Annotated in this window: 17 protein-coding genes; 6 read left to right on the top strand and 11 right to left on the bottom strand. The window is 70.2% G+C overall.

The window, feature by feature from the left end; genetic code table 11:
- Window positions 1-60 precede the first annotated feature (60 nt).
- Both ACZ7OU_RS30290 and ACZ7OU_RS30285 read left to right on the top strand, forming a co-directional pair.
- Window positions 61-630 carry a TetR/AcrR family transcriptional regulator gene (locus ACZ7OU_RS30290; RefSeq protein ID WP_470257812.1) on the top strand — a complete coding sequence of 190 codons (570 nt, stop codon included), beginning with the start codon at window positions 61-63 and terminating at the stop codon, window positions 628-630.
- Between the two features lie 75 nt (window positions 631-705).
- On the top strand, window positions 706-1,716 hold the full coding sequence (locus tag ACZ7OU_RS30285) for a medium chain dehydrogenase/reductase family protein (protein WP_470257811.1): 1,011 nt from the start codon (window positions 706-708) through the stop codon (window positions 1,714-1,716).
- Between the two features lie 52 nt (window positions 1,717-1,768).
- Here ACZ7OU_RS30285 and argG read toward each other — a convergent pair whose 3' ends face one another.
- From argG to ACZ7OU_RS30260, 5 genes are all read right to left on the bottom strand, one after another.
- Window positions 1,769-3,217: an argininosuccinate synthase gene (gene argG, locus ACZ7OU_RS30280; RefSeq protein ID WP_470243835.1), complete on the bottom strand. Its 1,449-nt coding sequence runs from the start codon at window positions 3,215-3,217 to the stop codon at window positions 1,769-1,771.
- A gap of 124 nt (window positions 3,218-3,341) precedes the next feature.
- The gene (locus ACZ7OU_RS30275; RefSeq protein ID WP_470257810.1) at window positions 3,342-4,454 is read right to left on the bottom strand and encodes a hypothetical protein; all 1,113 of its coding nucleotides are present in this window, start codon (window positions 4,452-4,454) and stop codon (window positions 3,342-3,344) included.
- 62 nt (window positions 4,455-4,516) lie between these two features.
- Window positions 4,517-6,217: a glycerol-3-phosphate dehydrogenase gene (gene glpD, locus ACZ7OU_RS30270; protein ID WP_470257809.1), complete on the bottom strand. Its 1,701-nt coding sequence runs from the start codon at window positions 6,215-6,217 to the stop codon at window positions 4,517-4,519.
- A 9-nt stretch (window positions 6,218-6,226) separates the two neighbouring features.
- Window positions 6,227-7,741, bottom strand: a complete 1,515-nt coding sequence (gene glpK, locus ACZ7OU_RS30265) for a glycerol kinase GlpK (RefSeq protein ID WP_470243832.1) — start codon at window positions 7,739-7,741, stop codon at window positions 6,227-6,229.
- Between the two features lie 14 nt (window positions 7,742-7,755).
- The gene (locus ACZ7OU_RS30260; protein WP_470243831.1) at window positions 7,756-8,577 is read right to left on the bottom strand and encodes an MIP/aquaporin family protein; all 822 of its coding nucleotides are present in this window, start codon (window positions 8,575-8,577) and stop codon (window positions 7,756-7,758) included.
- Window positions 8,578-8,731: 154 nt separating this feature from the next.
- Here ACZ7OU_RS30260 and ACZ7OU_RS30255 point away from each other — a divergent pair, with 154 nt between their 5' ends.
- From ACZ7OU_RS30255 to ACZ7OU_RS30245, 3 genes are all read left to right on the top strand, one after another.
- Entirely contained in the window at window positions 8,732-9,484 is a 753-nt protein-coding gene (locus tag ACZ7OU_RS30255; RefSeq protein ID WP_470257808.1) for an IclR family transcriptional regulator, read from the top strand.
- A 13-nt stretch (window positions 9,485-9,497) separates the two neighbouring features.
- Window positions 9,498-11,447: a glycerol kinase GlpK gene (gene glpK, locus ACZ7OU_RS30250; RefSeq protein WP_470257807.1), complete on the top strand. Its 1,950-nt coding sequence runs from the start codon at window positions 9,498-9,500 to the stop codon at window positions 11,445-11,447.
- Between the two features lie 104 nt (window positions 11,448-11,551).
- The gene (locus tag ACZ7OU_RS30245) at window positions 11,552-12,775 is read left to right on the top strand and encodes a cytochrome P450 (protein ID WP_470257806.1); all 1,224 of its coding nucleotides are present in this window, start codon (window positions 11,552-11,554) and stop codon (window positions 12,773-12,775) included.
- Between the two features lie 279 nt (window positions 12,776-13,054).
- On the opposite strand, the gene ACZ7OU_RS30240 is transcribed toward ACZ7OU_RS30245, so the two are convergent.
- Complete coding sequence (locus ACZ7OU_RS30240) at window positions 13,055-13,873, bottom strand: substrate-binding domain-containing protein (RefSeq protein ID WP_470257805.1); 819 nt, start codon at window positions 13,871-13,873, stop codon at window positions 13,055-13,057.
- A gap of 219 nt (window positions 13,874-14,092) precedes the next feature.
- On the opposite strand from ACZ7OU_RS30240, the gene ACZ7OU_RS30235 reads away from it, so the two are divergent.
- A complete protein-coding gene (locus ACZ7OU_RS30235; protein WP_470243826.1) occupies window positions 14,093-15,535 on the top strand; it encodes a DUF1996 domain-containing protein in 1,443 nt (480 codons plus the stop codon).
- A gap of 1 nt (window position 15,536) precedes the next feature.
- Here ACZ7OU_RS30235 and ACZ7OU_RS30230 read toward each other — a convergent pair whose 3' ends face one another.
- The 5 genes from ACZ7OU_RS30230 to araA form a co-directional block, all read right to left on the bottom strand.
- Window positions 15,537-16,229, bottom strand: a complete 693-nt coding sequence (locus ACZ7OU_RS30230; RefSeq protein WP_470257804.1) for a glycoside hydrolase family 12 protein — start codon at window positions 16,227-16,229, stop codon at window positions 15,537-15,539.
- Between the two features lie 131 nt (window positions 16,230-16,360).
- A complete protein-coding gene (gene mmsB, locus ACZ7OU_RS30225; protein ID WP_470243824.1) occupies window positions 16,361-17,581 on the bottom strand; it encodes a multiple monosaccharide ABC transporter permease in 1,221 nt (406 codons plus the stop codon).
- On the bottom strand, window positions 17,578-19,098 hold the full coding sequence (gene mmsA, locus ACZ7OU_RS30220) for a multiple monosaccharide ABC transporter ATP-binding protein (protein WP_470257803.1): 1,521 nt from the start codon (window positions 19,096-19,098) through the stop codon (window positions 17,578-17,580). The genes mmsB and mmsA overlap by 4 nt, the downstream gene beginning before the upstream one ends.
- Window positions 19,095-20,201 (bottom strand): multiple monosaccharide ABC transporter substrate-binding protein, encoded by a 1,107-nt coding sequence (gene chvE / locus ACZ7OU_RS30215; RefSeq protein WP_470257802.1) that lies wholly within the window; start codon window positions 20,199-20,201, stop codon window positions 19,095-19,097. The genes mmsA and chvE overlap by 4 nt, the downstream gene beginning before the upstream one ends.
- Window positions 20,202-20,231: 30 nt before the next feature.
- Entirely contained in the window at window positions 20,232-21,731 is a 1,500-nt protein-coding gene (gene araA, locus ACZ7OU_RS30210) for an L-arabinose isomerase (RefSeq protein WP_470243821.1), read from the bottom strand.
- Between the last annotated feature and the right edge of the window lie 3 nt (window positions 21,732-21,734).

Raw genomic sequence — 21,734 nt, 5'->3', positions numbered from 1 at the left:
TCCACCACCGCGGATCCGGAGGCTTGCCTCGCCGGCGAGAGTGAGTGTACAGTCACTCACATGACGAAACGTGGTGCCACGCTCTCCACCTCCGACGCCCGGCGGGACGTCGTCGTCGACGCCGCCATCGCCGAGTTCGCCCGGGGCGGGTACCACAACACGCCGATCAGCGCCGTGGCCGCGAAGGCCGACATCTCCCCCGCCTACGTCTTCAAGTTGTTCCCCGGCAAGGTTTCCCTCTTCGTCGCCGCGCTCGACCGGTGCTTCGAGCTCGTCGCGCACGCCCTGTCGAACGGGGCCGCCCGCGCCGGGAGCACCGACCCCGAAAAGATCCTGTACGAGATGGGCGGCGCCTACGCCGAGCTCATCGCCGACCGGGACCTGCTCATGCTGCAGGTGCACGCCCAGTCGGCCGCCGACACACCCGAAATCGCCGACGCCGTGCGCCGCGGCCTGGCGAAGGTCACCGAACTCGCCCTCGAGCGCTCCGGCGCCGATGGTGCGCAGGTCCAGCACTTCATCGCCTACGGTCAGCTCTGCCACCTGATCGCCACTTTGGACCTCGACGAGCGCACCGGCGGCTGGGCCGCCGTGCTCGCCGACGGCATCCGCCACCCCGGCAAGAACTGAGTCCCGCGCGAGCTCCTTTTTTCGCGCCCATTGAGTGATTGACCAGTCACTCACACTTCGGAAGGAAGTACCACCATGACCACCACCACCGAAATCGTCCTCCCCGGCCTCGTCGAGCCGGACGGCCTGCGCGTCGAGCACCGCGAGATCCCGCGCCCCGGCGCCGGCGAAGCCCTCGTCCGCGTCGAGGCGAGCGGGATCTCGTTCGCCGAGCAGCAGATGCGCCGCGGGAAGTACTACGACCAGCCGCCGTTCCCGTTCGTACCCGGGTACGACGTCGTCGGCACCGTCCTGGAAGCCGCGGACCCGGCGCTGGTCGGGCGCCGCGTGGCCGCCATGACCAAGATCGGCGGCTGGAGCAGCCACCTCGTCGTGCCCGCCGCGGACCTCGTCCCGGTCCCCGACGGGCTGGACGCGGCCGACGCCGAGACGTTCGTCGTCAACGGCATCACGGCCTGGCAGATGCTGCACCGGATCGCGAAGGTGCGGGCCGGCGGCACGATCCTGGTCCACGGCGCGAGCGGCGGCGTCGGCACCACGCTCGTGCAGTTGGCCCGGGCTGCCGGTATCACGGTGATCGGTACCGCGTCGGCCCGGAACCTGGACGCCGTCACCGCGCTCGGCGCGACCGCGCTCGACTACCGCGGCGACGTCCCGGCCCGGGTGCGCGAGCTGGACCCGGGTGGGGTCGACGCCGTCTTCGACCACGTCGGCGGACCCGGCATCGTCGACTCGTTCCGGCTGCTCGCTCCCGGCGGGACGCTGGTCGCGTACGGCAGCGCGTCCACCAAGGACGACGGCGGCAACCCGAAGCCCGCCGTGCTGAAGCTGGTCGCCCGGCTGCTGCGGTGGAAGGTGCTGCCGAACCGCCGCCGGACGCACTTCTACAACGTCTGGGGCGGCAAGCGGAACCTCGCCAAGTTCCGCGCGCGCCTCACCGAGGACCTCGGCCAGGTGTTCGCCCTGGCGGCCGAGGGAAAGCTCGAAGCGCAGGTGGCCGCGCGGATCCCCCTCGCCGACGCCGCGAAGGCGTTGACCCTGGCCGAATCCGGCACGATCACCGGCAAGGTCGTGCTCGTCCCCTGAACGCACCGAAGGCCACCACGGCGAGCGTGGTGGCCTTCGGGATCGGGAGAGGTCAGTCGGTGCCGAACTCCATCGCGGCGCTGTCGAGCAGCTCGACGTCGTCGGTCTTGCCGCGCGAGGCGATCACCTGGGCGCCGCCCTCGGGCATCGCGCCGATCAGGCCGGTCGACGCCGCCTGGGCCGCGCCGATCAGCTTCGGGTGCGAGTTGCCGCCGACCATGCCGAGGCTCGCGTACTGCTCGAGCTTGGCCCGCGAGTCCGCGATGTCCAGGTTGCGCATGGTCAGCTGGCCGATCCGGTCGACCGGGCCGAACGCCGAGTCCTCGGTCCGCTCCATCGACAGCTTGTCCGGGTGGTAGCTGAACGCCGGGCCGGTCGTGTCCATGATGGAGTAGTCCTCGCCGCGACGCAGGCGCAGCGTCACCTCGCCGGTGATGGCGGTGCCGACCCAGCGCTGCAGCGACTCGCGCAGCATCATGGCCTGCGGGTCCAGCCAGCGGCCTTCGTACATCAGGCGGCCGAGCCGGCGGCCCTCGTTGTGGTAGCTGGCGAGGGTGTCCTCGTTGTGGACGGCGTTGACGAGCCGCTCGTAGGCCGCGTGCAGCAGCGCCATGCCCGGCGCCTCGTAGATGCCGCGGCTCTTGGCCTCGATGATCCGGTTCTCGATCTGGTCGGACATGCCCAGGCCGTGGCGGCCGCCGATGGCGTTGGCCTCCAGCACCAGGTCGACGGCGGAGGCGAACTCCTTGCCGTTGATCGTCACCGGCCGGCCCTGCTCGAAGCCGATCGTGACGTCCTCGGCGGCGATCTCCACCTCGGGGTCCCAGAACGCCACGCCCATGATGGGCTTGACGATCTCGATGCCGTTGTCGAGGTGCTCGAGGGACTTGGCCTCGTGCGTGGCGCCCCAGATGTTGGCGTCGGTCGAGTAGGCCTTCTCGGTGCTGTCCCGGTAGGGCAGGTCGTGCGCGACCAGCCACTCGGACATCTCCTTGCGGCCGCCGAGCTCGGTGACGAAGTCCGCGTCGAGCCACGGCTTGTAGATCCGCAGGGAGGGGTTGGCCAGCAGGCCGTAGCGGTAGAACCGCTCGATGTCGTTGCCCTTGTAGGTGGAGCCGTCGCCCCAGATCTGGACGTCGTCCTCGAGCATGGCGCGCACCAGCAGCGTGCCGGTGACCGCGCGGCCGAGCGGGGTGGTGTTGAAGTAGCTGCGGCCGCCGTTGCGGATGTGGAACGCCCCGCAGGTCAGCGCCGCGAGACCCTCTTCGACGAGGGCTTCCCGGCAGTCGACCAGCCGCGCGATCTCGGCGCCGTACTGCCCGGCCCGGCCGGGCACCGACTCGATGTCGGGCTCGTCGTACTGCCCGATGTCGGCGGTGTAGGTGCAGGGGACCGCGCCTTTGTCGCGCATCCACGCGACCGCTACGGAAGTGTCGAGGCCACCGGAGAAGGCGATACCGACACGCTCGCCGACGGGCAGGGAAGTGAGCACCTTGGACATGCGAATGATTATGCACACCCATGCATCACCGTGCAATCCGGGGTGCCCACCCCCACACCCCGATGCCATCAGGGGCACTTTCACGGCTCGTGAGCCATGAGGTGCCCCTGATGAATTCAGCAGGTCACCGGACGTGCCAAAGGACCGCGTGGAACTGCCCGGTCGCCGGGATCGTCGACGTTCCGGTCACGAGCCCCCGGTCGTTCAGGCCTTTCGCGAGGAAGAACGCGTCTTCGGACACGGGCGGCAGCTCGGTGATCCGGCCGGCCCGGTCCCAGAGGACCTGCCGGTCCAAACTCGTGGGCGAGTCGGCCTCGCCGAGCACGGTGCCCGTCCGGTTCACGGCCGTGAACCGGCTTTGCGCCCCGCCCAGCGTAGGCAGCACCGTGAGTCGGCCGCTCGGGTCCCAGGTCGCCACCCGGCTCTTCCCGTCGCCTGCCGACACTTCACCCACGATCGTCCCGTCGGCGGTGATCGCCAGCGCCGAACCGGCCTTCCAGGTCGTGTCGAGCACCGTGAGGTGCCCGGCCGCGTCCCACTTGGCCGGGTGGTAGCCGCCGTCCGGGGTGTTCGCCGCGCCGACGGCCGTGCCCTGCTCGTCGATGGCCCACAACGCCGCCGCCCGGTCCATCTCGACCGGGGTGCCCGACGGATCCCAATACTTCGGCTGCTGGCCGTCCCACCCGATCACCGCGCCGGCCTCGTTCATCGCCCGCACCCGGCCGTAGCCCAGCTCCACGACCGTGCCGGGGGTGGGCCACTTCACCGCGACCGCGCGGCCGTCGACGTTGAAGGCGAACCCGGCGACCTCCCCGCGCTCGTTGATCGCGGCCGCCGAGGTCCACGCGTAGCCGGGCCAGGTCGTCACCCGCGGCAGCTCCACCGGTACGCCGGACTCGTCCCACAACGTCGCGTGCTGGCCCAGCCGCCCGTCCTTCGTGTTGCCGATCGCCACCCCGGCTTCGGTGATCGCGACCGGGTCCACGGCGGTGAACCCGGGTAGCGGCGGCAGGTCGGTGATCCCGCCGGCCCGGCCCCACCGCGCGGCGTGCTGGTGCCCGGCCGGATCCGACGCCGTCCCCAGCACGATCCCGCTGTCGGTCACCCACGATCCGCCGCTGCTCGCCCCGCCGGGCAGCGTGCCCAGGTCGACCGGCGCGCACGCCGGTTCCGCGCTCGCCGGAGCCGCGGTCAGCACGACTGCCGCCACCCCCGCCAAGACTGCTGCTTTGAACATGCTTGCTCCCCCTCCATCTGTTCGGACAGAGGAAACACGCCCGGCGGGGGCGAACGGTTGAGTCAGCTCGGCAGCAGCGCCGGGGCCGAGAGGCGGGTCGCGTTCGCCGCCTCGTCGTCCGGGGCCTCCTGCGCCGAGCGTTCCGCCTCGACCCGCGCGAGGTAGTTGGCCACCTCGCGCTCGACGCGGTGCGCGTCCCAGCCCAGCAGCGGGGCGATCAGCCCCGCGACCACCGGGGCCGCCGCCGCGCCGCGGTCGCGTTCCTCGATCGAGATGCGCGTCCGCCGGGTGAGGACGTCCTCCAGGTGCAGCGCACCCTCGTGGGAGACCGCGTAGACGGCCTCCACGCGGAGGTACTCCGACGTCTCCGTAATCGGCGAAGCCAGCGAAGGATCCTCCTCGATCAGCGAAACGAGGCTCCAGATCCGCGTCCCGTACCGCTGCAGCAGGTGCTCGACCCGCGGCAGCGGCAGCCCGGTCTTCGAAGCGACCGAGAAGCGGTTCGCCCACAGCTCGTGGTACCCGTCGGCGCCGACGATCGGGAGCCGGTCGGTCCACGACGGCGGCGCCGGGCGGCCGAGCTCCTCGACCACGACGTCGACCGCGTCCGCGGCCATCACCCGGTACGTCGTGTACTTGCCGCCGGCCACGATCACCAGGCCCGGCACCGGGTGCGCCACCGCGTGTTCGCGGGACAGCTTCGTCGTCGCGGCCGCCTTCGCCGCGAGCAACGGACGCAGTCCCGCGTAGACGCCCTCGATGTCGTCGTGCGTCACCGGCGTCCGGAGCACCTTGTTGAGGTGCTCCAGCACGTAGTCGACGTCCGCGCGGCTCGCCGCCGGGTGCTCGCGGTCGAGGTCCCACTCGGTGTCGGTGGTGCCGACGATCCAGTGCCGGCCCCACGGGATCACGAACAGCACGCTCTTCTCGGTGCGCAGGATCAGCCCGGTGTCGAGGTCGATCTTCTCCCGCGGCACCACCAGGTGGACGCCCTTGGACGCGCGCACGGTGAACGGCGCCGGGATCCCCGCCGCCGCCATGTCGTCGCTCCACACGCCGGTCGCGGCGACCACCGTGCGGGCGCGGACCTCGAACTCGATGCCGCTCTCGCGGTCCACGACCTTCGCGCCGACCACCCGCTCGCCGTCGCGAAGCAGCGACGTCACGCGAGCCCGCGTCAGCACCGAAGCACCCTGCTCGGCGGCCGTCCGCGCGATCGTCATCGTGTGGCGGGCGTCGTCGACCTGGGCGTCGTAGTACTGGATCGCGCCGATCAGCGCGTCGTCGGCCAGGGCCGGCGCCGCCTTGAACGCGCCGCGCTTGGACAGGTGCCGGTGCCGCGGCAGCGCCCGGGCACCGCCGAGCGTGTCGTACAGCGTGACGCCGGCGCCGATGTAGCCGCGCTCCCACACCCGGTGTGTGAGCGGCATCAGGAACTTCACCGGCCGCACCAGGTGCGGGGCGAGGGTCTTCAGCAGCAGGCCGCGCTCCTTGAGCGCCTCGCGGACCAGCTTGAAGTCCAGCTGCTCCAGGTAGCGCAGGCCGCCGTGGATCAGCTTGGACGACCGGCTGGACGTGCCGGCGGCGAAGTCGCGGGCCTCGACCAGTGCGACGGACAACCCGCGCGAGGCCGCGTCGAGCGCGACGCCGGCGCCGGTCACTCCCCCGCCGACGACCAGGACGTCGACCTCTTCGCGGGTCAGCTTCCGCAACGCCTCGGCGCGGTACTGCGGGGAAAGTGCGGTCACGGTGTTCCTCCTCATTTCAGCGCCTCACTCCACGTCGACCCAGTCGAGCGTGCGGCCGACGGCCTTCTGCCAGCCCGCGTAGCCCTCGGCGCGCTGCTCTTCCGTCCACGACGGCTGCCAGCGCTTGTCCTCGTTCCAGTTCTGCTCGAGCTCGTCGGTCGACTTCCAGAAGCCGACGGCCAGCCCGGCCGCGTAGGCGGCACCGAGCGCGGTGGTCTCCGCGACGACCGGCTTCGACACCGGGACGCCGAGGATGTCCGCCTGCAGCTGCATGCACAGCTCGTTGGCGGTGACGCCACCGTCCACACGCAACACGTCGAGGGTCACGCCGGAGTCGTTCTGCATGGCCTCGACGACGTCGCGGGTCTGGTAGCAGATCGCCTCCAGGGTGGCCCGCGCGATATGAGCGTTGGTCGTGGCGCGGGTGAGCCCGACGATCGCGCCGCGGGCGTCCGAGCGCCAGTACGGCGCGAACAGGCCGGAGAACGCCGGGACGAAGTAGACGCCGCCGTTGTCCTCGACCTGGCGGGCCAGGCTCTCGCTCTGCGCGGCGCCGCTGATGATGCCCAGCTGGTCGCGCAGCCACTGCACGGCCGACCCGGTGACGGCGATCGAGCCTTCCAGCGCGTAGACGGGCTTGTCGTCGCCGAACTGGTAGCACAGCGTCGTGAGCAGGCCGTGCTTCGAGCGGACCAGCTCGTGGCCGGTGTTGAGCAGCAGGAAGTTGCCGGTGCCGTAGGTGTTCTTGGCCTCGCCGGGCCGGAAGCAGACCTGCCCGACGGTGGCCGCCTGCTGGTCGCCGAGGACGCCGGTGATCACGACCTCGCCGCCGAGCGGCCCGTCGGCGCGGGTGGTGCCGAAGCCGGAGTTCGACGACGGCTTGATCGCCGGGAGCATCTGCTTCGGGACGCCGAAGAACGACAGCAGCTCGTCGTCCCAGTCGAGGGTTTCGAGGTCCATCAGCATGGTGCGGGAGGCGTTGGTCGGATCGGTGACGTGCACGCCGCCGTCCGGGCCGCCGGTGAGGTTCCAGATGAGCCACGAGTCGGTGGTGCCGAAGAGGGCGTCGCCCTTCTCGGCGTCTTCGCGCACGCCCTCGACGTTCTCGAGGATCCACTGCAGCTTGCCGCCGGAGAAGTACGTCGCGGGCGGGAGGCCGGCCTTGCGGCGGATGACCTCGCCCTTGCCCTCGCGCTCCAGGGCGGAGGCGATCCGGTCGGTGCGGGTGTCCTGCCAGACGATCGCGTTGTGGTACGGGCGCCCGGTGCGGCGGTTCCACACGACGGTGGTCTCGCGCTGGTTGGTGATGCCGAGCGCGGCCAGGTCGCCGACGGTCAGGTTCGCCTTGTTGAGCGCGGTGGCGATGACCGAGCGGGTGCGTTCCCAGATCTCGGTGGCGTCGTGCTCGACCCAGCCCGGCTTCGGGAGGATCTGCTCGTGCTCGAGCTGGTGGCGGGCGATCTCGTTGCCGCCGTGGTCGAAGATCATGAAGCGGGTGCTGGTGGTGCCCTGGTCGACGGCACCGACGAAGTCCGGCATGGTCGTGCTCCTTCTCAGGCGGCGGTCTCGAAGTCCTTGGCGGGCATGGCGTCCAGGGGTTCCCCGGCGGGCAGGTGGCGCTCGATGAGGAACTTGTAGATCGCGCCGCCGATCACCGCGCCGATCACGGGGGCCACGATCGGAATCCACCAATAGGGGAAGCCGTACTGGTCGGACCACGCCGTGTCGTAGCCGGTCAGCCAGGACGCCAGGCGCGGGCCGAAGTCGCGGGCGGGGTTGATCGCGTAGCCGGCGTTCGTGCCCCAGGCCATCCCGATCGCGACGACCAGGAAGCCGACGACGACCGGGGCCAGGTTCGCGCCCGGCGAGGTGTTGCGGAGGTCGGTGATGGCGAAGATCACCAGGACGAGGATCGCGGTGCCGATGATCTGGTCGCGGAAGGCGCCCCAGTCACCCACCGGGAGCGTGCCGTTACCCGGAAGGGTGGAGAACACGCCCTGGGTCTTGATGGTGTGGCCGGGGTCCTTGGCGTTGAGCACCTCGGTGTAGTTCCAGCGCACGAGCAGCGCGGCGAGGAACGCGCCTGCGGTCTGGGCCAGGGCGTAGGGGGCGACCTTGCGCCACTCGAAGCCCTTGAAGACCGCGAGGGCGACGGTCACCGCCGGGTTCAGGTGCGCGCCGCTGATCCGCGAAGCGACGTAAACACCGAGCGTGACGCCGAGGCCCCAGGCCCAGGCGATGCTGTCGTGGTCCCCGATGCCCGCGGCGGCGACCTGCGCCACCACCCCGCACCCGAACAGGATGAGGATCATCGTCCCCACGAACTCGGCGGCCATTTCGCCGCCGAGCCCGCGGGCCTTGAGGCTTCGCACCATTGCTTCCTCCACAAAGGACCGTTCGTTCCCCCTGGTGGATGAAAGTTAAGTTCGCGAAAACACGGGGTCAACGGAGCCGGGTCGGCATTGTCGAACGCGCGAAGACGATGTTCGACATTGTCGAATCAGGGCCGGTCGGGCTAGGGTCGCGGGCGTGCCGGGTCCGATCCAGTCCATCGAGCGCGCCGCCGCGATCCTCAAGCTGCTGGCGCGCGGCTCGGGACGGCTGGGCGTCGGCGAGATCGCCGAATCCCTCGAACTGGCCAAGGGCACGGCCCACGGCATCCTGCGCACGCTGCAGGGCGTCGGGTTCGTCGAGCAGGACCGCGACACGGGCAAGTACCAGCTCGGGGCGACGCTGCTGCACCTGGGCACGAGCTACCTGGACGTCAACGAGCTGCGGTCGCGGGCGATCAACTGGGCCGACGCGCTGGCCTCGCGCAGCGGCGAAGCGGTCCGGATCGGCGCGCCCCTGGAGGGCCGGGTGCTGGTGGTGCACCACGTGTTCCGGCCGGACGACACCCTGCAGACCCTGGACGTCGGCACGCTGCTGCCGCTGCACGCGACCGCGCTCGGCAAGGTGCTGCTGGCCTACGACACGACGCTCGTGGCGTCACCGGAGGCCTACACTCGGCGAACCCTGGTCACCCAGACCGCGATCAAGCGCGCGTGTGCGAAAGTACGCGAAGCGGGCTGGGCGATGGAGAACGGCGAGATGATCTCCGGCGAGGCCGGGATCGCGGCCCCGATCCGCGGCCACGGCGGGATCGTGGTGGGCGCGATCGGCGTGTCGGGAGCGGTGGAACGCATCGGCGAGCCGGACGGCGGCCCGAACCCGAAACTGCTGGGCCACGTCCGCGACGCGGCGCGCGCGGTCTCCCGAGACCTGGGTGCGTCCCGATGGTGAAGGAGGTGCTCGCGTGGTGCAGCGGTACGTGATGTCCATCGACCAGGGCACCACCTCCACCCGGTGCATCCTGTTCGACGCCCGCGGCCGGCTCGTGTCGGTCGTGCAGCGGGAGCACCAGCAGCACTTCCCCCGGCCCGGCTGGGTCGAGCACGACGCCGTCGAGATCTGGCGGAACCTCTCCCGGATCGTGCCGCAGGCCCTGGCCGACGCCGGTGCCACCGCGGAGCAGGTCGTCGGCCTCGGGATCGCCAACCAGCGCGAGACCACCGTCCTGTGGGACCGGCACACCGGCAACCCGATCGGGCGCGCGATCGTCTGGCAGGACACCCGCACCGACGCCATGCTCGAGCAGCTGGCCCGCGAACCGGGCGCCGACCGCGTCCGGCAGCTGTGCGGCCTACCCCTCGCGACGTACTTCTCCGCGCCGCGCGTCCGCTGGCTGCTCGAACGCACACCCGGCCTGCGCGAGCGCGCCGAGCGCGGCGACGTCCTCTTCGGGACCATCGAGAGCTGGCTGATCTGGAACCTCACCGGCGGCGCCGAAGGCGGCGTGCACATCACCGACGTCACCAACGCCTCGCGCACCATGCTGATGAACCTGCGCACCCTCAACTGGGACGACGAGCTGCTGGAGTTCTTCGACGTCCCGCGCGCGATGCTGCCGGAGATCCGCTCGTCGACCGAGGTCTACGGCACGACGTCCCGCGTGGTCCCCGGCATCCGGATCGCGGCGGCGCTCGGCGACCAGCAGGCGGCGCTGTTCGGCCAGACGTGCTTCGCGCCCGGCGAGGCGAAGTGCACGTACGGCACCGGCAGTTTTCTGCTGCTCAACACCGGGTCGACGCCGGTGCTGTCCACCCACGGCATGCTCACCACGGTCGGCTTCAAGATCGGCGACGAGCCGGCGGTGTACGCCCTCGAAGGGTCGATCGCGGTCACCGGGTCGCTGGTGCAGTGGTTCCGCGACGGGCTGGAGCTGATCGGCAGCGCACCGGAGATCGAGACGCTGGCGCGGACGGTCGAGGACAACGGCGGCTGCTACATCGTGCCCGCGTTCTCCGGGCTGTTCGCGCCGCACTGGCACAGCGAGGCCCGCGGGGTGATCGCCGGGCTGACGTCGTACATCACGAAGGGCCACCTGGCGCGGGCGGTGCTGGAGGCGACCGGCTGGCAGACCCGCGAGGTCGTCGACGCGATGAACGCCGACTCCGGGCTGGCGCTGACGACGTTGAAGGTGGACGGCGGGATGACCGCGGACAACCTGCTGATGCAGTGCATCGCGGACGTCCTCGACGTGCCGGTGGTCCGCCCGATGGTGGCGGAGACGGTGTCGCTGGGCGCGGCGTACGCGGCGGGGCTGTCGGTCGGGTACTGGCCGGACCTGGAAGGGCTGCGGCGCAACTGGCACCGAGCCGGGCAGTGGCTGCCGGCGATGGACCCGGCCCGCCGCGACTCCGAGTACGCGCACTGGCGCCAGGCGGTGGAACTGACGTTCGGCTGGATGCGTCCCGGCCCGGCCGCGGCCCCGCCGGGCTCGGACCTGGTCGAGGTCCTGCTGGCCGACCACCGCCGGTTCGAGCAGCTGTTCCGGGACCTGCGCAACACCGAGGCCGACCGCCCGGCGTTGGTCGCGGAGCTGGCGGCCCTGCTGGTGGCCCACGCGACGGCGACCGAGCGGATCGTTCGCCCTTCCGCACCGGGCACCGCCTTCGCCGACGACCTCCTGGCGGTCCTCGAAGCCGAGGACTTCGACAAGGCGTTGCTGCGCTTGGAGAACGTCGTGGACGCCCACGTCCGCGGTGAGGAACGCGAGCTGCTCAACGACCTGCGCCGCACTATGTCCACATCGGACCGCACAGGCCTGGGCCGCGCGTTCGTGGCGGAGCGCCGCCGCCAGCTGGACCTCGGCTGCGGCAACGCCGACCACATCCGCGACCTCGGCGACCGCGTCACGCTCTGACGCGGCTCGGCCTGCCATCCGGGTGAAGCGGGGTCCGCACCCCTGCCCCGGCGCGGGAGCCAGGAGAAGACTTCGGGAACCGGTTCGCCACTGGAGGGAGCACCATGTCCGCAGCCGCCGACGAAGCCTTGCTGTCCCTGTCCGCCCCGGCCGGGCTCGCCGACCCGTACCCGATCTACGCGAAGCTCCGCGAAGAAACGCCGATCTTCCGCAGCGAAGTGTTCGGCGGCTGGGTGCTCAGCCGGTTCGCCGACTGCCAGGCGGTGCTCGCCGACGGCGAAACCTTCCTCGTGCTGGACGCACAGTGGCGCGACCGGCACACGCCGGGCTGGCGCGACAACCCGGCCATGGCGCTGCTGGCCGCGCTCCTGCCGTGGAAGAACCCGCCGGACCACACGCGCGAGCGCCGGTTGCTCATGCGGGACTTCACCGTCCGGCGCGTGCAGGAACTGGAGCCCACGGTCCGCCGGGCCGTCGACCGGGTGCTGGACCGGTTCGCCGACGCCACGGCGGACGGCAGCGCCGCGGAGTTCGTCGGCACCGCGCTCTACCCGCTCGGGATGGCGGTGATCGGCGGACTGGTCGGCGTGCCGGAAGCCGACCACGACCGGCTCCGCGGCGTCACCGACCTGATCGGCAAGCAGGTGGACCCGGCGATGCCGGCGGACCTGCGCGCCGAGGTCGACGCGGCCGCCGTCGAGTTCCGCGCCTACTTCACGGAGCTCATCGCGCTGCGGCGGGCGGATCCCGGTGACGACCTGACGTCCGCGCTGCTGACGCGCCCCGCCGCCGACGCGGAACCGATGCCGGTCGAGGACGTGCTCAATTCGCTCGTCGTGTTGTTCGGCGGCGGGTACGAGACCACCGCCGGCGCGCTGGGCAACGGGATCCACGCCCTGCTGACCCATCCGGATCAGTTCGCCCTGCTCGCGGGCGATCCCGGGCTGGCGGCCGGGGCGGCCGAGGAGATCCTGCGGTGGGACGGCGCGGCCCAGATGAGCCAGCGCGCGGCCGCCCGCCCGGCCGCGCTCGACGGCGCGCGAGTCGCGACCGGGGAGCTGGTCGTCGTGCTCAACGGCGCGGCGAACCGGGACCCCGCGCGGTTCCCGGACCCGGACCGGTTCGACATCACGCGCGACGCAGGCCGGGGGCTGTTCTTCGGCCACGGCCTGCACCTGTGCCTCGGCGCGGCCGTCGCCCGGCTCGAGATGACCGTCCTGCTCGAACAACTCGGGAAGCGCTTCCCGAGCTTGCGGCTCGGGGGCCCGGCGGAGCGGCGCCGGAACCCGGCGCTGCGCGGGATGGCAGCACTGCCGCTCACCCGGTGACGCGCGCCGCTGCCTCCGTGCGGCTCGGCCCGCGCGCAGGCAGCGGCTGCACTCCCCGCCCCGTCGATGGCGAGGAACGCGAGCTGCTGAACGACCCGCGCCGCACGATGTCCACATCGGACCGCACGCTCTAACCCGCACGCAGGCAGCGGCTACTCTCCCGCACCACCAACTCGGCCTCCACGGTCGCCCGCACCGGCGTCGCGACCACCTCGATGGCGAGGAACGCGAGCTACTGAACGACCCGCGCCACACGATGTCCACATCAGACCGCACGCTCTAACCCGCACGCAGGCAGCGGCTACTCTCCCGCACCACCAACTCCGCCACGACCACCTCCCGCACCGGCGTCGCGACCCCGTCGATGCGGGCCGCGAGCGCCGCGACCGTCTGGCGGCCCGCCGCCACGAAGTCCTGGCGGACCGTTGTCAGCGGGGGTTCGAAGTAGGCCGCCTCCGGGACGTCGTCGAAACCGACCACGTGCGCGTCGCGCGGGACTCGCATCCCTGCCTCCGTGAACGCCGACAGCAGGCCGAGCGCCATGTGGTCGTTGGCCGAGAACACCGCGCCCACTCCCGGTTCGACCGCCAGCGACTGACCGGCGCGGTAGCCGGACCGGGCGGACCAGTCGCCGCGGACCACCGGCGGGACCTCCACGCCGCGGTGCTCGAGGGTTTCGCGCCAGCCTCGCTCGCGGGCGCGGGCGATCGGGCCGTCTTCGGGGCCGCCGAGGTGCCAGACCGTCGGGTGGCCGAGGTCCAGCAGGTGCTCGGTGGCCCTTCGGGCGCCTTCGTACTGGTCGGCCGACGCCGCCGGCACCAGCGGTACGCCGTCGACCGGGGGCAGGTCGGCGGCGAGGTGCGGGTCGAGCACCACGATCCCCGACACGCCCTGCAGCAGCAGGCCGGCCACGGCGGCGGGCACCGCGGCCCGGCCGCGCCCCGGCACGCCGAAGACGACGAGGACGTACCCGTGCTCGCGCGCGGCGACACGCAAGCCGTTCAGGACCGGCCCCGACGCCGCGGTTCCCGAGGCGATCACACCGAGCGTGCCCCGCCGGACCGGTGAGCGGAGGGGACCTGCGTCGTCCACGGGCATGCCGCCGATGTTAACGATCACACCCGCAGACGTGAACTTCCTTCACTTTCCATAAATAACGAAACGATAACGGCGGTGAACCGGCCGGCGCTCGCGTCCGTTTCTGCCAGTGCCGGAACCAGTGCCACCGGACGCGGGGCACTCCCCCGGGTTCCGCGCGTCTCCCCACCGGGCACGCAGATCGACTCCGTCGCGCCCGGAAAACCGAAGAAGGTGACCATGCCCCGGAAAACATCCCCCGTCACGGGCAGACATCGCATCTCCCGCCGCACCAAGATCGCGACCGGCGGTCTCGCACTGGCGCTCGCGGTCGGCGGCATCGTCGTCGCGACCACGGCCGGACGCACCGGCGAAGCCAGCGCCGACCCCGCGGACGCGTCGTTCTTCCTCGACATCGCGAAGGTTCCCGCCGGTGTTAACGTGAACAAAGCGTTGCAGCAGAAGGGCGCGCGCGGCACGTTCACCGTGAACTGCGGCCGCAACGAGAACCAGCACTTCAACCCCGACAACTTCATCGCGCAGCCGGGCATCAAGAACGGCGCCCAGCACCTGCACGACTACGTCGGCAACCTCTCCACCAACGCCGACTCGAACAACAAGAGCCTTTCGAAGGCCGGTACCACCTGCAAGAACGGTGACAAGTCCGCGTACTTCTGGCCCGTCGTGCGCATCGACACCGGCGAAGAAGAGGCCGCGAACCCGCCTGCCACGCAGCCGGACCGCGCTGGGAGCGCCAACGACAAGGCCAGCAGCCAGGTCGACTGCCCGGACGTCGCGAGCAAGCTCCCCGACGTCCCCGACCAGGCCATGGACGAGGTGAACCGCAACCTCGACCTGCTCGACAAGCAGATCGACGAAGCCAACGCCCGGATCGCCAAGGGCGACCTGAAGACCCCGCAGGACATCCAGAACGCCGTCGTGGGACCGCTGAAGGACAAGCGCGCCGCGACGATCGACCGCATCGCGATCGCCATCGGCCGCCGGGCGGCGAAGCCGACGAACCTGGGCGGGCTCGCGGCGTGCGTGCTCAAGCAGAACGGCCAGGGCGGGCTCGACAACGGCGGCCAGAACAGCACCGGCCAGCCCGCCGAGCTGCCCGGCGTCAACGACCAGAACGAGGTCGCCGGCAACGACGGCGAGATCCAGCGCGTCCGCTCGGCGACGATCACGTTCACCAGCGGCGGCGCGAACAAGGTCGTCGCGATGCCGCAGTTCCTCCGCATCCTCTACGGCGACGCCAAGCAGAGCACCAACGGCCCGGCGAACGCCCGGCCCAGCTGGACCTGCACGGGCTTCGAAGACCGGCTGACCGACCACTACCCGATCTGCCCGCAGAACAGCCGGGTCGAGCGCATCCACGCCTTCCCGAACTGCTGGGACGGCAAGAACATCGACAGCGCCAACCACCGCACGCACATCGTGTTCGCCGACCAGCAGGGCAAGTGCCCGCAGGGGTTCAAGAACGTGCCGCAGCTGGTGATCAAGCTGGTCTACGACATCCCGCACGACATCCAGGTCAAGGGCCAGTACAAAGTGGACGCGTTCCCGCAGGAGAGCCACAACCCGCGGTCGGACCACGACGACTTCGCCAACGTCATGGGCCAGCGGCTGATGAACCAGGCGGTCAACTGCATCAACACCGGCAAGCGCTGCAACCAGTAGGTCAGGACGTGGTGACGGAATAGCTGTTCGCGGCGAAGTCCAGTCCACCGGCGGACGAGGTGATCTCGAAGCCGAACTGGACTTCGCCGAGCGTCACGTCGCCGAACCATCCGCGGGCACGGATCCAGTTCAGCACGGCCAGGACGTCGACCGTGCCCGCGTTGGTGTTCGAGGTGCGCACGAACGAGAAGACCGCGTTCGAACCGTTCGATCCTTTGTAGACGTCCCAGGTGTGGCCGCCGACCGTCGCCGTGTTCTGTTTCGTGCCCAGCGGGCCGACCGCGCCCTGCCTGTTCATCCACAGCATGGTTTCGTAGGCGTTGTTGTCCGCCCAGATGTCGTAGGCGGTCTCATAGGCACCGCTGCCCGGACGGGTGACGGTGAAACTGCTGGACACGCGGCTCAACGCGCTGAGCTTCTTGCCGACGTTCTTCGCCGAATGCGGGTACGACTTCACCCCGCCGGTATTCGGCTGGTTCGACCAGACACCCCAGTTGGAATACGAATTCGCCCAGATGGTCTGCGGGCCGGCACCACTGCCCCAGACGTCGTTGCGGACGGTGTACCCGCCGTTGGACCAGGTCGCCCATTTGTCCGAAGACGACCACGTCGCCGCCGAAGCGACACCGGCCGAGATGGCCACGGAAGCGGCCACAGTCAAGGAAACCACGAGCGAACGCACGGCTTTGTGCATGGGATGGGTCCTCCACCGGTGAGGGATTCACCAGCACTATGGACGTCCCGTTACCGCCCGGTCAAGCACTTCGAGAACTTCGAAAAGGGGCTTTCCCCGCAATGGCGGAAAGCCCCTTTTCGACGAACGACTCAGGAAGCCGCGCGGCGTTTCGTCCAGATGTCGTACGCCACCGCCGCCAGCAGGACGACGCCCTTCACCAGCATCACCCGCTCGCTCGGGGCGCCGATCAGGGACATCCCGTTGTTGATCACCGCCATGATCAGGCCGCCGGTGATCGCGCCGACCACCTTGCCGACGCCGCCCTGGACCGCCGCGCCGCCGATGAACGCCGCCGCGATCGCGTCCAGCTCGAAGTTGACGCCCGCCGTCGGGCCCGCCTGGTTCAACCGGCCCGCGAAGATGATTCCCGCCAGCGCCGCCAGCACGCCCATGTTGACGAAGATCCAGAACGTCACCGACTTGACCTTGACGCCGGACAGCGTCGCGGCCTGCAGGTTGCCGCCGACGGCGTAGATGTGCCGGCCGAACACCGACTTGCCGGCCACCAGCGAGTAGCCGAGCACCAGCACCGCCAGCAGGATCAGCACCCACGGCAGGTTCTTGAACCGGGCCAGCTGCACCACCAGGGCGAGCACCAGCACCGCGATCCCGACGATCTTGAGCACGAACACCGGGAACGGGTCGACGTCCTGGCCGTAGCCCAGCCGCGCCGAACGCTTGCGCCACTGGGTGAACGCGATCCCGGCCACCGCGACGACGCCGGCCAGCAGGGACACCAGGTCGGCGCCACCCAACGGCCCGAGGCCGATGTTGCCGAGGTAGCCGTCGGTGAAGCCGTTGGACAGGGTGCGGATCGCGTCCGGGAACGGGCCGATGCCCTGGTTTCCCAGCACCGTCAGGGTCAGCGCGCGGAACGCGAGCATCCCCGCCAGCGTCACGATGAACGCCGGGATCCCGAAGTACGCGACCCAGTACCCCTGCCAGGCACCGATCACCGCGCCGACGACGAGGGTGATCAGCACCGCCAGGAACCACGGCAGGTGCCAGTTCACCATCAGCACCGCCGACACCGCGCCGGTCATCGCCACCACCGACCCGGCGGACAGGTCGATGTGCCCCGAGATGATCACCAGGATCATCCCGATCGCCAGGATCAGCACGTAGGAGTTCTGCACGATGATGTTGGAGATGTTCTGCGGTTCCAGCAGCGCGCCGCCGGTGAGCACCTCGAACAGCACCACGATCAACGCGAACGCGACGTAGATGCCGCTCTGGCGCGGGTTGATCGAGATCCGCCGGGCCGAGCGCTCGGCCGGGGGCGCGGCGGGCCGCGCTTCGGTCGTGGTCATTGCCGTTCCTTGGTCATGTACTGCATCAGCAGTTCCTGGGTGGCTTGTTCGCGGGTCGCCTCGCCGGTGATCCGGCCCGCCGACAACGCGTAGATCCGGTCGCAGAGCCCGAGCAGCTCCGGCAGCTCGGAGGAGATGACCAGCACGGCCTTCCCCTGCGCGGCCAGCTCGTTGATGATCGTGTAGATCTCGAACTTCGCGCCGACGTCGATGCCGCGGGTCGGCTCGTCGAGGATCAGCACGTCCGGGTCGGTGAAGATCCACTTGGCCAGCACGACCTTCTGCTGGTTGCCGCCGGAGAGCTTCCCGGTCACGCTGCGCACGGACGGCGCCTTGATCGAGAGGTTCCGGCGGAACCCGACGGCCGTGTCGTGCTCGGCGTGCTCGTCGACCCAGCCGCGCCTGGCGAGCTTGCCGAGCCCGGCCGCGGACACGTTGCGCTGGATGTCCTCGATCAGGTTGAGCCCGTAGCGCTTGCGGTCTTCGGTGGCGTACGCGATGCCGTGGCGGACGGCGTCGCGCACCGAGCGGACGTCGATCTCCTCGCCGTGCTTGAGGATCCGGCCGGAGATGTTCTTGCCGTAGGACCGGCCGAACACGCTCATCGCGAGCTCGGTGCGGCCCGCGCCCATCAGCCCGGCGAGCCCGACGATCTCGCCGCGCCGCAGGGTGAGGTTGGCGTGGTCGACCACGAGCCAGTCGGCCTGGTTGGGGCTGTAGACCGTCCAGTCCTCGATCCGCAGCACCTCCTCGCCGATGTCGGGTTCCCGGGGCGGGAACCGGTGCTCGAGGTCGCGCCCCACCATGCCGGTGATGATCCGCTCCTCCGTCAGCCCTTCGGCGTCGAGCGTTTCGATCGTCTTGCCGTCACGCAGGATCGTGACGGTGTCGGCGATCGCGGTCACCTCGCCGAGCTTGTGCGAGATGATCACGCACGTGACGCCTTCGTCACGCAGCCCGCGCAGCAGGTCGAGCAGGTGCGCCGAGTCGTCGTCGTTGAGCGCCGCGGTCGGCTCGTCGAGGATGAGCAGCTTGACGTCCTTCGACAGCGCCTTCGCGATCTCGACGAGCTGCTGCTTGCCGACCCCGATCTCCTGCACCGCCCTGGTCGGGTTTTCGGCGAGGCCGACGCGCTGCAGCAGCGCGCCGGCCTCGTGGTTGGTCCGGTTCCAGTCGATCCAGCCCCGCTTGTCGCGTTCGTTGCCGAGGAAGATGTTCTCGGCGATGGAAAGCTGCCCGCACAGCGCGAGCTCCTGGTGGATGATCACGATTCCGCGCCGCTCGCTGTCGCGCACCGAACCGAACTCGCACCGCTGCCCGTCGAAGTGGATTTCACCGTCGTACGTCCCGTGCGGGTAGACACCGGAAAGCACCTTCATCAAGGTGGACTTCCCGGCGCCGTTCTCGCCGCAGATCGCATGGATCTCGCCGCTGTTCACCGACAGCGTGACGTCCGACAGCGCCTTCACCCCGGGAAAGGTCTTGGTGATCCCGCGCATGCCGAGCAGTTCGGTCATTTCAGCTGACCTGCCGTGTAGTAGCCCGAGTCGACCAGTTCCTTCTGGTAGTTGGCCTTGTCCACGGTGACCGGCTGCAGCAGGTACGAGGGGACGACCTTCTTGCCGTTGTCGTAGTCCTTGGTGTTGTTGACCTCGGGCTTGCCGCCCTTGAGCACCGCGTCGGCCATCTTCACCGTGGTGTCGGCGAGGATGCGGGTGTCCTTGAAGATCGTCGAGTACTGCTCACCGGCGATGATGGACTTGACCGAGGCGACCTCGGCGTCCTGCCCGGTGACGATCGCGTACGGCTGGCCGGCGGTGCCGTAGCCGTTGCTCTTCAGCGCCGAGAGGATGCCGATCGACAGGCCGTCGTACGGCGAAAGCACGCCCGCGACCTTCGCACCACCGGTGTAGGTCTTGGTGAGCAGGTCCTCCATGCGCCGCTGCGCGGTGGCCGGGTCCCAGCGCAGGATGGCCGCGCGGGCGAAGTCGGTCTGCCCGCTCTTGACGACCAGCTTGCCGCTGTCCATCAGCGGCTTGAGGACGGACATCGCGCCGTTGAAGAAGAACGTGGCGTTGTTGTCGTCCGGCGAACCGGCGAACAGCTCGATGTTGAACGGTCCCGGGCCGTCGCCGAGGCCCTTGACCAGCGAGTTCGCCTGCTCGACGCCGACCTTGAAGTTGTCGAAGGTGGCGTAGTAGTCGACGTTGGGCGAGTTGCGGATCAGCCGGTCGTAGGCGATGACCGGGATCTTCTTGTCCGCCGCCTCCTGCAGCTGGGTGGTGATGGCGGTGCCGTCGATCGAGGCGATGACCAGGAGCTTCGCGCCCTTGGTGATCTGGTTCTCGATCTGGTTGACCTGCGTCGGGATGTCGTTCTCGGCGTACTGCAGGTCGACCTTGTAGCCGAGCTTCTCCAGCGCCGACTTGATGTTGTCGCCGTCGTGGATCCAGCGTTCCGACGACTTCGTCGGCATGGTGACGCCGACCAGGCCGCCCGCCGCGCTCGCGGCGCCGGGAGCCGCCGTCTGGTCGGCGGTTTTCTGGCTCGAGCCGCACGCGGACAGCGTCAGCACGAGTCCCGCGGCGGCGATCCCCGCGAGTGTTCTGGTGAACTTCATTGTTCCTTCTTCCTTTCTCAGAAGCCTGTGTCAGAAACCGACGGCCAGGCGGTGGTACGCCTGGTTCCAGCGGATGCGGTCGGCGAAGCCGTGCGGCGTGGTGTCCTTGTCGATCACCAGCAGCTCGACGCCGAGCAGGTTCGCGAAGTCGCGAAGGGTTTCGGTGCCCACGGCCTGGGTGAGCACGGTGTGGTGCGGGCCGCCCGCGGTGATCCACGACTCGGCCGACGTCGACAGCGACGGCGCCGGCTCCCACACCGCCCGCGCGACCGGCAGGTTGGGCAGCGGCTCGTCGGGTACGACGACCTCGATCTCGTTGGCGACGAGCCGGAACCGGTCGCCGAGGTCGACCAGGCCGAGGGTGACCCCGGGGCCCGGCTGGGCGTCGAACACGAGCCGGACCGGGTCTTCGCGGCCGCCGATGCCCAGCGGGTGGATCTCGCAGGACGGCTTCGCGGCGGCGATGCTCGGGCAGACCTCCAGCATGTGCGCGCCGAGGATCTTCGGCGTGCCCGGCCCGAAGTGGTAGGTGTAGTCCTCCATGAACGAGGTGCCCCAGTCGACACCGACGCCCATCGCCTTGACCGCGGCGAGCAGCGCGGAGGTCTTCCAGTCGCCCTCGCCGCCGAAGCCGTAGCCGTCGGCCATCAGCCGCTGCACGGCGAGGCCGGGCAGCTGGCGCAGGCCGCCGAGGTCCTCGAAGTTCGTGGTGAACGCGCCGAACCCGCCATCGGTCAGGAACTTCCGCATCCCGGCTTCGATCCGGGCCGCGTACCGCAGCGAGTCGTGCCGCGCTCCCCCGGCGCCCAGCTCCGCGACAACGTTGTAATCCTGCTCGTACTGGGCCACCAGACCATCTACATCAGACACCTGATCGACCAGTTCGACCAGGTCGTTCACGCCGTAGGTGTTGACCGAGACGCCGAACCGCAGCTCGGCCTCGACCTTGTCCCCCTCGGTGACGGCGACGTCGCGCATGTTGTCGCCGAACCGGGCCAGCCGGAGGTTGCGCAGGTGGTCGGCGCCGATCGCGGCGCGCGCCCACGCGTCGATCCGCGCGACGACGACCGGGTCGGAGACGTGCCCGGCGACCGTCTTGCGCGGCACGCCGAGGCGGGTCTGGATGAACCCGAACTCGCGGTCGCCGTGGGCGGCCTGGTTGAGGTTCATGAAGTCCATGTCGATGGTGGACCACGGCAGGGCTTCGTTGAGCTGGGTGTGCAGGTGCAGCAGCGGCTTGCGCAGCGCGTCCAGCCCGGTGATCCACATCTTCGCGGGCGAGAAGGTGTGCATCCACGCGATGACACCGACGCAGGCGGCGTCGGCGTTGGCTTCCTGCAGGACCCGCCGGATCGACGAAGCCTCGGTCAGCACCGGCTTGCCGACGATCTCGGCCGGGAGCCCGCCGGCGGCGGCCAGGAGCTGCTGGATGCGCAGGGACTGGCCGGCGACCTGTTCGAGGGTCTCCTCGCCGTAGAGGGCCTGGCTCCCGGTGAGGAACCAGAGCTGGGGTTTCGACGCGCGGGTCATCGT

The organism is Amycolatopsis sp. NPDC114505 (assembly GCF_055633615.1).
The sequence above is the reverse complement of the archived record's forward strand: the minus strand, read 5'-3'. Positions and strand labels throughout refer to the sequence as shown.

What these genes read in the sequence shown, in the direction of transcription:
- ACZ7OU_RS30245 (WP_470257806.1), top strand. Translation starts at nt 11,552, where the DNA reads ATGTCCGCAGCCGCCGACGAAGCCTTGCTGTCCCTGTCCGCCCCGGCC.
- glpK (WP_470243832.1), bottom strand. Translation starts at nt 7,741, where the DNA reads ATGCCGGACTTCGTCGGTGCCGTCGACCAGGGCACCACCAGCACCCGC.
- argG (WP_470243835.1), bottom strand. Translation starts at nt 3,217, where the DNA reads ATGTCCAAGGTGCTCACTTCCCTGCCCGTCGGCGAGCGTGTCGGTATC.
- glpD (WP_470257809.1), bottom strand. Translation starts at nt 6,217, where the DNA reads ATGAGGAGGAACACCGTGACCGCACTTTCCCCGCAGTACCGCGCCGAG.
- mmsB (WP_470243824.1), bottom strand. Translation starts at nt 17,581, where the DNA reads ATGACCACGACCGAAGCGCGGCCCGCCGCGCCCCCGGCCGAGCGCTCG.
- ACZ7OU_RS30240 (WP_470257805.1), bottom strand. Translation starts at nt 13,873, where the DNA reads ATGCCCGTGGACGACGCAGGTCCCCTCCGCTCACCGGTCCGGCGGGGC.
- ACZ7OU_RS30285 (WP_470257811.1), top strand. Translation starts at nt 706, where the DNA reads ATGACCACCACCACCGAAATCGTCCTCCCCGGCCTCGTCGAGCCGGAC.
- ACZ7OU_RS30235 (WP_470243826.1), top strand. Translation starts at nt 14,093, where the DNA reads ATGCCCCGGAAAACATCCCCCGTCACGGGCAGACATCGCATCTCCCGC.
- ACZ7OU_RS30275 (WP_470257810.1), bottom strand. Translation starts at nt 4,454, where the DNA reads ATGTTCAAAGCAGCAGTCTTGGCGGGGGTGGCGGCAGTCGTGCTGACC.
- ACZ7OU_RS30230 (WP_470257804.1), bottom strand. Translation starts at nt 16,229, where the DNA reads ATGCACAAAGCCGTGCGTTCGCTCGTGGTTTCCTTGACTGTGGCCGCT.
- mmsA (WP_470257803.1), bottom strand. Translation starts at nt 19,098, where the DNA reads ATGACCGAACTGCTCGGCATGCGCGGGATCACCAAGACCTTTCCCGGG.
- ACZ7OU_RS30290 (WP_470257812.1), top strand. Translation starts at nt 61, where the DNA reads ATGACGAAACGTGGTGCCACGCTCTCCACCTCCGACGCCCGGCGGGAC.
- araA (WP_470243821.1), bottom strand. Translation starts at nt 21,731, where the DNA reads ATGACCCGCGCGTCGAAACCCCAGCTCTGGTTCCTCACCGGGAGCCAG.
- ACZ7OU_RS30260 (WP_470243831.1), bottom strand. Translation starts at nt 8,577, where the DNA reads ATGGTGCGAAGCCTCAAGGCCCGCGGGCTCGGCGGCGAAATGGCCGCC.
- chvE (WP_470257802.1), bottom strand. Translation starts at nt 20,201, where the DNA reads ATGAAGTTCACCAGAACACTCGCGGGGATCGCCGCCGCGGGACTCGTG.